We start from the raw sequence: 12,264 nt of genomic DNA on the forward strand, positions 1-12,264 counted from the left end.
GCGCTCCGGCGCCACCTGGCCTAAGCTGAGGGATGGCTGGTTCCGAAATGCTCGAAGTGGAACGAAAGTACGACGTCGGCGAATCTGACGACTTGCCGCCTCTGGCCTCGTTGCCGGGCGTGGAACGGGTCGGACCGGCCGAGGAAGAGGCACTTGACGCCGTCTACTTTGATACTGCGCGGTTCGCACTGGCGTCCCGCCGGATCACCCTGCGCCGGCGAACCGGCGGCAACGATGCCGGATGGCATCTGAAGCTCCCCGTGGCTGCCGGGAAGCGTCGTGAAATCCGTGAGGCGTTGGGCAACGATCCGGCGGCGGTACCCCGGCGGCTACAGCAGCTGGTGCGCGTCCACACCAGGGATCAGGACCTTGTGCCGGTGGCACGGCTGAAGACCCGGCGCACCGTGCTTCGCCTTTTTGACTCCGACGGAACCGCGCTCGCCGAGTTCAGCGATGACCGGGTGGATTCGCAAATCCTGGTGGAGCCGCGCGGGCGCGCCAACTGGCGGGAATGGGAACTCGAACTCGTCGACGGTCCCAAGCGGCTCCTCAAGGCCGCGGACAAGCTCCTGGCGGCGACGGGCCACCGCCCGGCAGCGTTGCCATCCAAACTAGCCCGCGGGCTGGGCGCCCTGTATCCACCTGACCGTGTCCCGGTTCCCGGTCCCCGCCGGAACGGACCCGCCTCGGCGCTACTCGTGTCCTACATGAGTCAACAGATCGAGGCCCTGAAAACACAGGACGCGGGAGTCCGGGTAGCCGCCCCGGACGCCGTACATCAGCTCCGGGTGGCCGCGCGCAGGATGCGGTCGGCCCTGGCGACGTTCCGGAACCTCACCGATGCCGGAACGGCCAGGCGGCTCCGGGCGGAACTGCAATGGCTCGCCGGCGCCGTGGGGGCGGCACGGGACTCAGAGGTCATGCGGGCCCGGCTGCTGGAGCTGATCAGGACCGAACCGCCGGAGCTGTTGCTGGGCCCGGTTGCACAGCAGATCGAGGAACACCTCGGTGCCGCCTCCCGCGCGGCCCATGAGGAGGGCCTCGCGGCGCTGGACAGCGGCCGCTACTTTCGTCTCCTGGATTTGCTTGATGATTTCCTCACCGATCCGCCCCTGTCAGAATCTGCCCGGAAGAAAGCCCGTGGCATGGTGGGCCGTCTTGTCACCAGGGAAGGCAATCGCCTCCGGAAAACGGTAGTTGCCCTCGACCTCGACTCCACAGCGACGCCCGCGGACGTCGCCCTTCATGACGTCCGAAAGAGCGCTAAGCGTCTGCGCTATGCGGCAGAAGCGGCGGTTCCGATTTTCGGGAAACAGGCAAGTGTCCTGGCCAGGGCCGCGGAGGACATCCAAGAGATTCTGGGCGAGCACAATGACAGCGCCGTCACGCGGGAGCTGCTGCTCGAGCTAGCGGCCCAGGCACAGGCTGCCGGAGGCAACGCATTCAGCTACGGGCGGCTGCACGCGCTGGAACAGTTACGCGGAGATGAAGCCCGGGTCCGGTTTTTCCGAATATGGCGCAACTCTCCGCCGGGCCCCCTCCACTGGAAGTAGACGCCTGTTGCGCCCGCGGAGTTTCAAGTCCCCACGCCGGAAACGGGCAAGAGCCGCAGTCAAAACATCCGGGCCGGGAATGCATCTACAGCTCAAGCGGATGGCTGTCGTATTCGCGGCGGAGCCTGGTCCGGGCCGCGTGTTCAATCAGGGTCGGTACGTAGATCCTGATCCGGCCGGTGTCCAACGATTCGTATTCATCCCCGACGATGCCGGCGATATGCGTCCGCGGGGCGTCCGGGAAACGGACGGCCAGCCGGTCGACAACCTTGCGGATTGTGGTTTCCTTGTCCGGTTCGCTCACAGGACCAGTGTGCCCTCGGGGATTTTCGACGTCAATCAAAACAGCTCAGATGACGTTGCACACAGTTCCACCGTCACGCCGTAAGGTCTCCCGAGGGGCAACCTGTCATCAGCTCCGGCTTTTGGTCCTGGCCGTCGCCGGCGCCGTCCACGGGTCCTCCGGCCAGGGGTGCCGTGGGTAGCGTCCCCGCATCTCGGCGCGGACCTGCGCGTAGGGCCCGGACCAGAAGGAGGCCAGATCGTCTGTCACTGCCAAAGGCCGTCTGGCCGGCGAGAGCAGATGGAACAGCACCGCAACCCGTCCGCCCACAAGCCGCGGCGTCTGGTCCCAGCCGAAGCACTCCTGCAACTTAACCGCGACGACGGGACGGCCGGCGTCGTCCCCCACGTCCGGATAGTCGATCCGGACCCACGAGCCGCTTGGCACTTCGAGCCGCTCCGGTGCCAGCTCCCCCAGCCTGGCCGCGTCGGGCCACGGCAGCAGCCGCCGCAGCGGATCGGTCAGCTCGATCCCGCTGGTGGCGGCCCCGCCGGCCAGCGCCTCAAGTTCGGGCGCCAGCCATTCGTCCAATCGTGCCAGCAACGCCGGCCCGGAAACGTCCGGCCAGGGGTCGCCGAGTTCCCGGTAGAGCAGGGCGAGCCGGCGGCGCAACGAATCCGCCGCCGTCGACCATCCGATTGTGCCCAGCCCTTCCCTGGCCAGTGCGCGGGCCACCGCCGCTCGTCCTTCCGCCGCGGAGTGCCGCACCGGTGTCGAGGACAACATGATTGCGCCCAGCCGGCGTTCCCGCCGCGCCGCGACCCGGCCCTGGCTGAACCGGGCCTCCACCGTGGTGCTCAGCAGGTGGCGGGCGGCGGCCTCCGCCGTGTCCGGGGTCAGCGGCGCCGCGGAACGGATGACGGCACCGGTCCCTGCCGCGTCGCGGCCCTGGGCCCGTGAGACCTCGGCGACGGCCAGCCACTGGTGCCCGGACAGGGAGCTTCCGGCCGGCAGTCCCGCCCGCGTCCCGGAAGAGAGCAGGTACCGCGGCGGCCCGTCGCCCGGGACCAGGCGCGCCACCCGGTCCGGGAATGCCAGCGCGACGACGAAACCGATCGCCTCCGCTGCGGCAACAGGCGCCGCCGCCGGGACCGGTGCCACGCCGGAGCTCTCCCGACGCGCTATCGTCTCCATCCGCCGGACGTCTTCCGTCCAGCGCCGGGATCCCGGATCCTTGCCGGTCCGCAGCGAGGACAAAAGACGCGCGAGGTCGGCACCGGGGGCACGCTGGTCCCCGGCGACCAAGGCGACGGCCTCCGCCGCGGTGCGGTTGCCCACGGCGGCGGCGCCGTCCAGCAGGGCCCGGGCGAGCCGCGGATCGGCGGGAATCCGGGCCAGGGTCTTGCCCAGGTCCGTTGCGTGGCCGTCCGGTTTCACCGCGCCGAGTTCACGCAGCACTTCAAGAGCTTCCGCCATGGCCGCCCGGGGCGGTGCGTCCGGGAGAGCCAGACCACGGCCGCCGGGTGATCCCCAGCAGGCCAGGATCAGGGCGGCAGCGGTCAGGTCTGCGACCCGAATCTCCGGCGTGCGGTGCGCGGGCGCGGCACCAAAGGTCCGCTGGTCGTAGCAGCGGACCGCCCGCCCGGGTCCCTGGCGGGCGGCCCGGCCGGCGCGTTGTTCGGCGGAGGCCCGGGAACAGGACACGTTCACGAGGCCGGACATGCCGCGGCTGGCGTCGCGCCGCGGCTCGCGGGACAGCCCGGAGTCGACCACCAGCCGGACGCCCGGAACCGTCAGGGAAGATTCGGCGAGCGCGGTGGACACGATGATCCGGGCGTTCCCGCCGGGTTCCCGCCCGGAGACGGCGCGGTCCTGCTCCGCCGGGCCGATCTGACCGTGCAGCTCCAGCACGTCCGCGCCGACCCTGCCGCGCAGGCGGGCGGCCACGTAGGACACTTCCCACGCCCCCGGCACGAATACCAGGGCATCGATATCCCCGCTGCCGGCGAGCGCTTCTGAATGGGCGGCCGCGGCAGTATCCGCCACATGGTCAAGGAAGGCGCGGGTCACTCCCCGTTCATCGAGCCGCGGCACGGCAGCGGGCGCCCATTCGATGTCCAGGGGATACAGCGCGGACGGGCAGTCGACGACGGGCGCCGGCCCGCCGCCGTCGTGGTCCCCTATCAAAGCGGCGAAGCGGGGCGCGTTCAGGGTGGCGGACATGGCGACGAGCGTGAGGTCACCGCGCAGCTGGCGGACCTCCCCGAGCATGCCCAGCAGCAGGTCGGTCTCCAGCCCGCGCTCGTGGACCTCGTCGATGATCACTGCCTCGGTTGCCCCCAGGCCGGGGTCCGCGAGCAGGCGGCGGAGCAGGATCCCCGGGGTGACGAACTCAATCAGGGTGCCCGGGCCCGTATGACGTTCCCCGCGGACCGTGTAACCGACGCGGTCCCCGAGCGGGCTTCCGTCCAGCGCGGCCAAGCGCCGGGCGGCCGAGCGGGCGGCAACCCGCCGCGGCTGGGTCACCACGACGCGGGAGCCCTTGCCCCGTGCGGCGGTCCCGGACGCGATGTTGGCGAGCAGCGGCGGCACCAGCGTGGTCTTGCCCGTGCCCGGAGGTGCCTGCACCACGGCCGTAGCCGAGGGCCCTCCCGCCCGCAGCGCGGCGGCGAGCTCCCCCAGCGATTCCGCGAAGGCCAGACCGGTGCCGATGGCGGCCATATCGAAGCGTCCGTGGGCGGCGGCGGGATCCGGGCGGACGGGCGGAGAAGTCACCCGTCCATTGTGCCTTCAAAGCCCGGCCCGTAGCTCTCTCCCGTTCCTTGCTTTGCCCGTTCCGTTACGGGCATCAGACACAAAGCTGGAGCGCATGGGGCGTGCCGTATAGTCATCGGAAGGTCAGGAAGCGGCCATGGAAGACCACCGCGGAGCCACCATGCCGAACCAACCGCATCGTTCTTTGTCCCGCAGCGGAACTGTGAAAGCATCCGGCCCGGCCGGGTTCCAGCGTCCTGACCATTCGGTCCCGTCGGCCCTAACTCTCGATAGCGGGCGCAGCTCCCCGCCGGGTACCTTCGAATTGGTCCGCGCCGACGGCGGGGTCCTGATTCGGCTTCTCGACGGAGCCGGGGCTTTGCTGGCCTTCTCCGGGACGTATGCAGACATTGCCGCCGCCGTAGAAGGTGTCGAGACCATGCGGGAATGCGCCGCAACGTCCCACATCTCCGACCGGACAGCCCCGGCTCCGGAGCCCGCCGCAACCGCCGGCGGGACGGCAGCGCCGTGACGGCGCCGGCACGGCACACGCCGCCCCCGTGAGCCCCCGCAATGCCGGTGTGAGCAGAGTGCGGCAAAGAAGGCGTTGCCAGAGGACTCTGGGCCACCGGGTGCAGGCCCGGCTGCCGATCACCATTGGGGGTGACCGGGAGCCGCGCTACGGCCACGCCGGAGAAGAGTTCGCACCCGGCGTTCGGGAGCCGCCCGGATGAGACCGAAGACGGGCGGCCCGCACGTCAGTGGGAGAATACCGCTGTGAACGAAGTTGATCTCGATGTGCGCTGGTATGCAGGCGCGCGCTCCTACCGGGGCAACACTGTGCCACCGATACAGGTCCATGCGGCCACGGAGAACACCATCATTCTCCGGCAGAGCATCGCGGACAGTTTCGAAGCGCCCTTCCTCTACCTGATGTTCGGCGCGGACCGCGCCCTGCTTCTTGACACCGGCGCGACGGCGGACTCCGGGATTTTCCCGCTCCGAGAGACCGTCGACGATCTGCTCGACGGGTGGCTCCGCCAGCATCCCAAAGCGGGCTACGAACTCGTCGTCGCCCACTCGCACGCACACGGTGACCACGTCGCGGCGGACGGGCAGTTCGCGGACAGGGCCCTCACCCGAGTAGTCGGGCACACCGCTGGCGACGTTGCCGGGTTCTTCGGCGTTGACGACTGGCCACGCGGTGCGGCGCTGTTTGACCTCGGCGGACGGGTGCTCGAGGTGATCCCGACACCGGGCCACCATCCCTCGGCCATCGCCATCTACGATCAGTCCACCGGCCTGCTTCTGACAGGAGACACCGTCTATCCCGGCCGCCTCTATGTGCAGGACTTCCCGGCCTTTCAGGAGTCGCTTCGGACCCTCTGCGAAATCGTTTCGGCGCATCCGGTGACAGCGGTTCTTGGCGCCCATATAGAAATGTCGGCACAGCCGGGCCGGGACTTTCCGCTCGGCTCGACCTGGCACCCGGGCGAGGCTCCCCTTCCACTGACAGCCCTGGACCTGCAAACAATCAGCGACGCGGCAACCGCGGCGGCCAGCCGCCGCGGGGCTCACCGGTACCGGAACTTCATCATCTGGAACGGGCCGTGCCGCTGGGAAACCGCGGTCCAGTTCGGCCGGCTCCTCCTGTTCCGTGTCTTTGGGCGGTAACAAGCTGCCGCCGCAAGCCGGTACGCCCCGGTAAGACCGGCACGGGGTCTTCGCAGTTAGCTGCCCGGCGTCACAACATCTTCCAGCGTTGACCTGTCGAAAAATCGGACCTCGCCCGTTGCCTCGAAGAACACCGGTACAACGGAAGTGTTCGGATCCTTCGAGGTTTCGTAGATCTCGGGCGCACTTCCGTGTTTTCGCGCAATGGTCCCGATCAGATCGGTGCCGCGAACCCGGACGGTTCGATATTTGTAGCTCATAGGGACCCCTTCGTCAGATAGGGTAACCCTACTCCTGGGGCTGTGACGGGATTGGATGGCCCCGGCAGGAGACTACCCGGATGGCGGGCAGCCTACCGGAGGCTCTGTCCAGCAGGTACAACAACAGCTATCTTGGGAGAACCACGAAGCACACAGTGAGGGTCCGCGAAGTGAAGAAGGCAGAGCATGCCGCGCTGACCACCGACGACCGTCCGGGGTTCGTCTCGCTGCGCCAGGTGACAACGAACTTCGGCGGCTACGAGTTCAACCTTGAGCTGGCGGACGGGACCAAGGTTCCGGTCTCGCTTGAAAAATTCCGGGGCCGGGATCTCGACTCTACGCATCTGGCCATCGACGTCGAACCGACGCGGGAGAACGATATGGATGGTGCGGACTTCCAAGCCAGGGCCGAGGCCCGCCACGGCACGCCGCACGCAGGGGCCCCGCCGCCCCGGACCTGCCCGAGTACCGCGCCGGCCTGATCATCGAGGGCCTCGCGCGCTGCATCGCCATGGTGATGATCTGGAACGACCTCGTCTGCGGGGGACCGCGAGGCTGCGGCGGTCCTGGTGGCCATCAACTCCGTCTTCCAGGTTGTTGCCTTCGGGACCCTCGGCTGGTTCTACCTGCAGCTGCCTCCCGCCTGGCTGGGCCTGCCCACCACCAGCGCCGATTTCTCCTTCTGGTCCATCACCTCCTCTGTGCTGGTGTTTCTGGCCATTCCGCTGCTGGCCGGCTTCCTCACCCGCACCATCGGCGAAACAGCGAAGGGACGCCACTGGTACGAGGGCGCCCCTGCCGAAGCTACGTCGAGCGTGCCTCGGACGTCGTCATCGCCATGGGCGGCGGTGACTCCTGCCCGATCCACCCCGGCAAGCGCTCCCAGGAGCTGGAGCTCCCGGATCTCAGCCCGGCGCCGGCTCCCGGGAACTCACGGATTCCGGAATGACCCGGCACGGACGCCTGAGGGGAGCGCTGGGAGAGGGAATGGGATCGCAGTTGGGGTTGGTACGACGTGAGGGCGACGCACGAGGCTCCAGTCTCGCAGGATGAAATGCGGAAGATTTCGCTACCAGGGCCGGGCCTCCACCCCATGGTCCCGCCGTTCCAGGCCGACGGGTACGGGACGGATTTGATCAGGAGGCCTTCAGCTCCCGGGGATGCGCTCCCATCGAGCACCCAGATCCGTGCAAGGCTGGTTGCATGGATCTGGAGGTGTCGCCCGCGCTCGTGATTCCAGCGTCGGAACTCGGCTGGCGGTTCTCGCGTTCGTCCGGGCCTGGCGGTCAACACGTCAACACCTCGGACAGCCGCGTCGAACTCTCATGGAACATCGCCGGCTCGGCGGTGCTTTCGGAGGGCCAACGGCTGATGCTGCTCACGCGTCTGGGACGACGGCTCATCGCCGGTGTGATCACCGTGACCGCCTCCGAGCGGCGCTCTCAGCTCCGCAATCGCGAGATCGCCCTGGCCAAGCTCGCCGACCTTGTGGCAGAGGGTCTTGCTCCCGACACTGCCCGCCGCCGGGCGACCAAGCCCACCCGGGGTTCGAATCGTCGGCGCCTCGCCGCAAAGGAACAGCGGGCGGCAACGAAGCTGCAGCGAAGGCGGCCGTCCGCCGAGTAGCACCGTCAGCCAAGAACTATCAGCCGCGGGGCCCCGGGAGCGGGCAGAATGCCACCTGTTCGGTACCGGGGACAGCAGGCCGGCGACCATTGCGGGGAAAGCAATCGGGCGCCGTTCTCAGGCGCCCCTTGAATGCGCCCGTTGCAGCCGCCCCTTCTCCAAAGATGGCCGGTACGGGACCGTCGTCCAGGCCTTCTTTGGCGAACCGGTGGCATGGAGGCCGCCCCGCCTGCCACCGAGACCGGAAGGATTTGCCGGCCCGCCACGACGGAACCCCGCCGCGCCGCACGCCACGCCGGAGACCTTACCCGTGGTGGGGCCAAAACAAACGACGGCCCCGGGACCACATCAACGTACTGTTCCCACTCCCGGGTGACGCCGTTCCAGCCCAGTTACCCGGCTCCGGAACCCGTCTCAGCCCCAGGGAACCGCAGGATTGCGCGGGAATCCGCAGGTGCCGGCCGGTGCGCATGGAAGTAACTGGGCGGGAGCGTCGCGCCGGAGACCCTTTCAGCGAACCGGCGATGGGGTCAGGGACGTCGCGCAGCGTCCCAGTCAACAGCGGCATTGCCACGGTCCTTTGCCGGACCCGCCCACGATTTTGCATCAGCCTTGGCGAGCATCATCCCGGGCGGTGTCTTCGGGCGGGGTTGATGCAGGCTCGGGCGGTCCTCAGATCCGCCCGCGGGCTCACGTTTGACCTTCGTGCGCCCCGCGTCGACAACCCGGTGCGCGTTTAACCCGGTAACGGGAACATTGCCCGCACACTGACGCCGTCGTACGTTTCTGCCTCCGCGGTGAGGTCGACAGCGTTGAAGTCGACCGCGGAGTAGTCGATCACCCGGTCCGCGGCTGGCAGGCGCTTCAGCACCACCCGCGTGCGTGCAGAGTCACCATATACCGTACGAACAAAACGCCGGCAGCCCTTGACTGCCTTGAACCGTTTCCCGGTAGGTCCCTGGCCGGCGGCTTCTCAGTCGATCTCACACACCACGAGATGCATGCCATCGGAGGCCCCATATTGGTGGTTCACCCAGGAGTTGTTCGACGACTCGGCCGGCGCGAAGGCTGAACGCCTACCGAGGTCTTCCGGCGACGCGGGCGAAGCAGGACCGCGGACAGACCTGGTCGAAGGCCGGCGAGGACATCCGGGACAAGCGAGCGGCCGCTGCGCTCGCTAGAGTAGGGAGCCGGAGCCCCCGGCGTGGCATAGGGGTTTTATCTTTCCGAGAGGTTTTCGCGCGTTGAGCAACCACCCTGTTCTGGCCCGCCGGTTGACCACATTTGATGCGGTCGTAATCGGCCTCGGGTCGATGATCGGCGCGGGAGTCTTCGCCGCTTTCACCCCGGCTGCCCAGGCCGCCGGGTCCGGACTGCTGATTGGCCTCGTGATTGCCGCCGCGGTGGCATACTGCAATGCCACCGCGTCGGCCCAGCTCGCGGCGCAATACCCGACGTCGGGCGGCAGCTTTGTCTACGGGCGGGAACGGCTAGGCCCGTGGCCGGGCTTCCTGGCCGGGTGGGGCTTCGTCATCGGCAAGACGGCAAGCAGCGCGGCCATGGCCCTGACCTTTGCCGCCTACGCGGCGCCGGCCGGCTGGGAACGGCCGGTCGCCATCGCCTCCGTGGTGCTGCTGGCCGCCGTCAACTACCGCGGCGTGACCCGCACCGCGGCCCTGACCCGGGTCATTGTCGTCGCTGTCCTGGCCGCGCTGGCCATCGTCGTCGCCGCCTCGTGGGCCCCCGGCACTGCCGACCCCCTGCGGCTGGTCGACGGCGGCCTGCTCTCACACGGCTGGTACGGGATCCTGCAGTCCGCCGGGCTGCTCTTCTTCGCCTTCGCCGGCTACGCCCGCATCGCCACTATGGGCGAAGAGGTCATCAATCCACGCACGACGATCCCGCGTGCCATCGTGGTTGCACTGGGCATTGCCGTCGTCGTCTACGCCGTCATCGCGGTGAGCATTCTCTCCGTGCTGGGTCCGGATGGCATCGCAGGGACCCCCGCCCCGCTGGCTGCCGCTGTGTCCGTCGGCTCCTGGGACTGGGCCTCCCCGATCGTCAGGGCCGGCGCCGCGCTGGCAGCACTCGGTGCGCTGTTGGCCTTGATCGCCGGCCTGGGCCGCACCAGCCTGGCAATGGCGAGGGAGGCGGAGCTGCCGCGGTGGCTGGCCGCCGTCCATCCCCGTTTCAAAGTCCCGCACCGTGCGGAGCTGGTCTCGGCGGCAATTATTTGCCTGATAATCAGCGTGGCGGACCTGCGGGAAGCCATCGGTTTCTCGTCCTTCGGCGTGCTCGTCTACTATTTCATTGCGAACGCTGCCGCTTACACCCAGACCAGGGAACACCGCCGCTATCCCAGGGCCCTGCAGGTAGCCGGCGCCGTGGCCTGCATCGCTTTGGTGGCCACACTGCCCGTGGAAACGGTGATCGCCGGAGTGGGGATGTTCGCGGCCGGCACCCTCTACCGCATCCTGCGCCTGCGTCGGGCGCGCTCGCCTGTTGAGTAGAAACTGCCCTGCAATGATGGGTCCGTGACTATCGCAAGAACGGTGTTGTTGTTCGTGCTGGCCGCCGCCGCCGAAATCGGCGGAGCGTGGCTGGTCTGGCAGTCTGTCCGCGAAGGCAAGGACTGGTGGTGGGCAGGACTGGGGGTCCTCGCCCTGGGCGCCTACGGCTTCGTCGCGACCCTCCAGCCGGACGCACACTTCGGCCGGATTCTCGCAGCCTACGGCGGCGTCTTCGTGGCCGGCTCGCTTGCCTGGGGTATGACCTTTGACGGCTTCCGGCCGGACCGCTGGGACATCGCGGGCTCGGTGATCTGCCTGCTTGGCGTCGCCGTCATTATGTTCGCGCCGCGCGGAACCGGCTGAGTCCGCACCGGCAGGGCCGGCCGTCGCCATCCTCGAAGGTTAGGCGGATCTGGCGCGGCTAACCTTCACATTCGACGCAGTAGACGTGGCCCTGCTTTTCGCGTGCTATTTGGGACCTGTGCCGGACCAGAAAACACGAGAAGCATGTGAATTCATCGTCCGCCTGCGGGATAACCTCAACGATCAGTTCCTCGGCGACGAATTCTCCGCCGGGGACGATCGAGTCGTCCAACGAATCAGTTTCGTCCAAATCACGCACGACGCTGCGGGCATCCGGCGCGTTCGCAGATTGCAGCGCCTCCAGGGAACTAGCCTGAGACTCCTTGACATCGGAACGTACTTCGTCGTAATCGGTTGCCACCTAAGTGATTCTCTTTCTTTGGCGTGCTTGTCTGATGGAAATGTAACCCCTGGAAGCGCTCCGGTATTCCCTTGGAACGGGTTCCCGGCTACCGAGCGGCCGCATCCTCAATTCCGGGCCGATCCGCTAAACGATACTACCCGCCCCGGAATCCATGCAGACGATTCTTGCCCTTTCAGCTCCAAAGCCCGCTAAAGTTGTTACATTCGCTGGATATAAGGCAACACTGATTGGATCGGCTAGCCCGGGGTTTTCATGAGGGTGGGGCCTGTAGGGTGTGTTTAATCTACGAAAGGTGCTTCTGAGCTGGGAAAATAGTGTTGTTGACGCACTGTTCCACCGGCCGAAAGAAGCACCTTTCTGATGTTCAAGATTACCGGAGTTTTTCCTTCCCTTCCTGTCGCCACGACGGAGCAGTCGCTTGTCTCCCTTGCCGGGCTGAACGTGGTGACGTCCTTTGTTGACGCGCTCGGGTTCCGGGACTTGTGCGAGGACCGTTTGGGCCAGTTCGTCCCGTCCGGGGCCCGGCATCGTCCCGGCAGGATCCTGGGCTCGTTGGCGGTCATGCTCGCCGGCGGCGGGGAACACGTCTCTGATCTGGACATCCTGCGGACCGGGGCCGGTGTCTTCGGGAAGGTTGCCTCGAACGCGACGGTCTCGCGGTTCTTTGAGCGGACCGTGGCCAACCCGGATCTCTTCGGCTACGGCTTCGCCACGTTGACTCGGGAGCTGCGCTCCCGGGCCTGGGCAGCTGCCGGGGACCGCAACCCGGCACTGAAGGCCACCGCCCTGGACCCGCTCATCATTGATCTGGACGCCACCCTCGTGACGTCCCACAGCGACAAGGAACAGGCTCTCGGCACTTACAAGGGCGGGTATG

13 protein-coding genes and 1 pseudogene are annotated in these 12,264 nt (G+C 67.7%); 9 read left to right on the plus strand and 5 right to left on the minus strand.

Features of this window, described 5'->3' with window-relative positions:
• Nucleotides 1-32 precede the first annotated feature (32 nt).
• Nucleotides 33-1,553: a CYTH and CHAD domain-containing protein gene (locus AC50X6_RS11055; RefSeq protein WP_494966255.1), complete on the plus strand. Its 1,521-nt coding sequence runs from the start codon at nucleotides 33-35 to the stop codon at nucleotides 1,551-1,553.
• Nucleotides 1,554-1,638: 85 nt separating this feature from the next.
• Here AC50X6_RS11055 and AC50X6_RS11060 read toward each other — a convergent pair whose 3' ends face one another.
• Together AC50X6_RS11060 and hrpB are read right to left on the minus strand one after the other, a co-directional pair.
• Complete coding sequence (locus tag AC50X6_RS11060; protein ID WP_494966256.1) at nucleotides 1,639-1,857, minus strand: three-helix bundle dimerization domain-containing protein; 219 nt, start codon at nucleotides 1,855-1,857, stop codon at nucleotides 1,639-1,641.
• 108 nt (nucleotides 1,858-1,965) lie between these two features.
• Nucleotides 1,966-4,557, minus strand: coding sequence for an ATP-dependent helicase HrpB (gene hrpB / locus AC50X6_RS11065; RefSeq protein ID WP_494966272.1), 2,592 nt, complete (start codon nucleotides 4,555-4,557; stop codon nucleotides 1,966-1,968).
• A gap of 190 nt (nucleotides 4,558-4,747) precedes the next feature.
• Between hrpB and AC50X6_RS11070 the strand changes: the two genes are divergently transcribed.
• Together AC50X6_RS11070 and AC50X6_RS11075 are read left to right on the plus strand one after the other, a co-directional pair.
• The gene (locus AC50X6_RS11070; protein ID WP_494966257.1) at nucleotides 4,748-5,122 is read left to right on the plus strand and encodes a YegP family protein; all 375 of its coding nucleotides are present in this window, start codon (nucleotides 4,748-4,750) and stop codon (nucleotides 5,120-5,122) included.
• A gap of 245 nt (nucleotides 5,123-5,367) precedes the next feature.
• Complete coding sequence (locus tag AC50X6_RS11075; protein WP_494966258.1) at nucleotides 5,368-6,264, plus strand: MBL fold metallo-hydrolase; 897 nt, start codon at nucleotides 5,368-5,370, stop codon at nucleotides 6,262-6,264.
• Nucleotides 6,265-6,320: 56 nt separating this feature from the next.
• Here AC50X6_RS11075 and AC50X6_RS11080 read toward each other — a convergent pair whose 3' ends face one another.
• Nucleotides 6,321-6,524 (minus strand): hypothetical protein, encoded by a 204-nt coding sequence (locus AC50X6_RS11080; protein WP_494966259.1) that lies wholly within the window; start codon nucleotides 6,522-6,524, stop codon nucleotides 6,321-6,323.
• Nucleotides 6,525-6,604: 80 nt separating this feature from the next.
• On the opposite strand from AC50X6_RS11080, the gene AC50X6_RS11085 reads away from it, so the two are divergent.
• From AC50X6_RS11085 to arfB, 3 genes and pseudogenes are all read left to right on the plus strand, one after another.
• Nucleotides 6,605-7,006 (plus strand): hypothetical protein, encoded by a 402-nt coding sequence (locus tag AC50X6_RS11085; RefSeq protein WP_494966260.1) that lies wholly within the window; start codon nucleotides 6,605-6,607, stop codon nucleotides 7,004-7,006.
• Nucleotides 6,976-7,312, plus strand: a pseudogene (locus tag AC50X6_RS11090) (ACR3 family arsenite efflux transporter); the annotation flags it as partial. The gene AC50X6_RS11085 and the pseudogene AC50X6_RS11090, both read left to right, overlap by 31 nt.
• A gap of 415 nt (nucleotides 7,313-7,727) precedes the next feature.
• Nucleotides 7,728-8,150 carry an alternative ribosome rescue aminoacyl-tRNA hydrolase ArfB gene (gene arfB / locus AC50X6_RS11095; RefSeq protein WP_494966261.1) on the plus strand — a complete coding sequence of 141 codons (423 nt, stop codon included), beginning with the start codon at nucleotides 7,728-7,730 and terminating at the stop codon, nucleotides 8,148-8,150.
• Nucleotides 8,151-8,886: 736 nt separating this feature from the next.
• Here arfB and AC50X6_RS11100 read toward each other — a convergent pair.
• On the minus strand, nucleotides 8,887-9,024 hold the full coding sequence (locus tag AC50X6_RS11100) for a hypothetical protein (RefSeq protein WP_494966262.1): 138 nt from the start codon (nucleotides 9,022-9,024) through the stop codon (nucleotides 8,887-8,889).
• Nucleotides 9,025-9,394: 370 nt separating this feature from the next.
• On the opposite strand from AC50X6_RS11100, the gene AC50X6_RS11105 reads away from it, so the two are divergent.
• Both AC50X6_RS11105 and AC50X6_RS11110 read left to right on the plus strand, forming a co-directional pair.
• Nucleotides 9,395-10,660, plus strand: coding sequence for an APC family permease (locus AC50X6_RS11105; RefSeq protein WP_494966263.1), 1,266 nt, complete (start codon nucleotides 9,395-9,397; stop codon nucleotides 10,658-10,660).
• A 24-nt stretch (nucleotides 10,661-10,684) separates the two neighbouring features.
• Nucleotides 10,685-11,023 carry a YnfA family protein gene (locus AC50X6_RS11110; RefSeq protein WP_494966264.1) on the plus strand — a complete coding sequence of 113 codons (339 nt, stop codon included), beginning with the start codon at nucleotides 10,685-10,687 and terminating at the stop codon, nucleotides 11,021-11,023.
• A 58-nt stretch (nucleotides 11,024-11,081) separates the two neighbouring features.
• Here the strand turns inward: AC50X6_RS11110 and AC50X6_RS11115 are convergent, their stop codons facing one another.
• A complete protein-coding gene (locus AC50X6_RS11115; RefSeq protein ID WP_494966265.1) occupies nucleotides 11,082-11,384 on the minus strand; it encodes a DUF4193 domain-containing protein in 303 nt (100 codons plus the stop codon).
• A gap of 363 nt (nucleotides 11,385-11,747) precedes the next feature.
• On the opposite strand from AC50X6_RS11115, the gene AC50X6_RS11120 reads away from it, so the two are divergent.
• The coding region (locus AC50X6_RS11120; protein ID WP_494966266.1) for a transposase at nucleotides 11,748-12,264 on the plus strand (517 nt) is incomplete at its 3' end.

This window comes from Pseudarthrobacter sp. HLT1-7 (assembly GCF_059383435.1).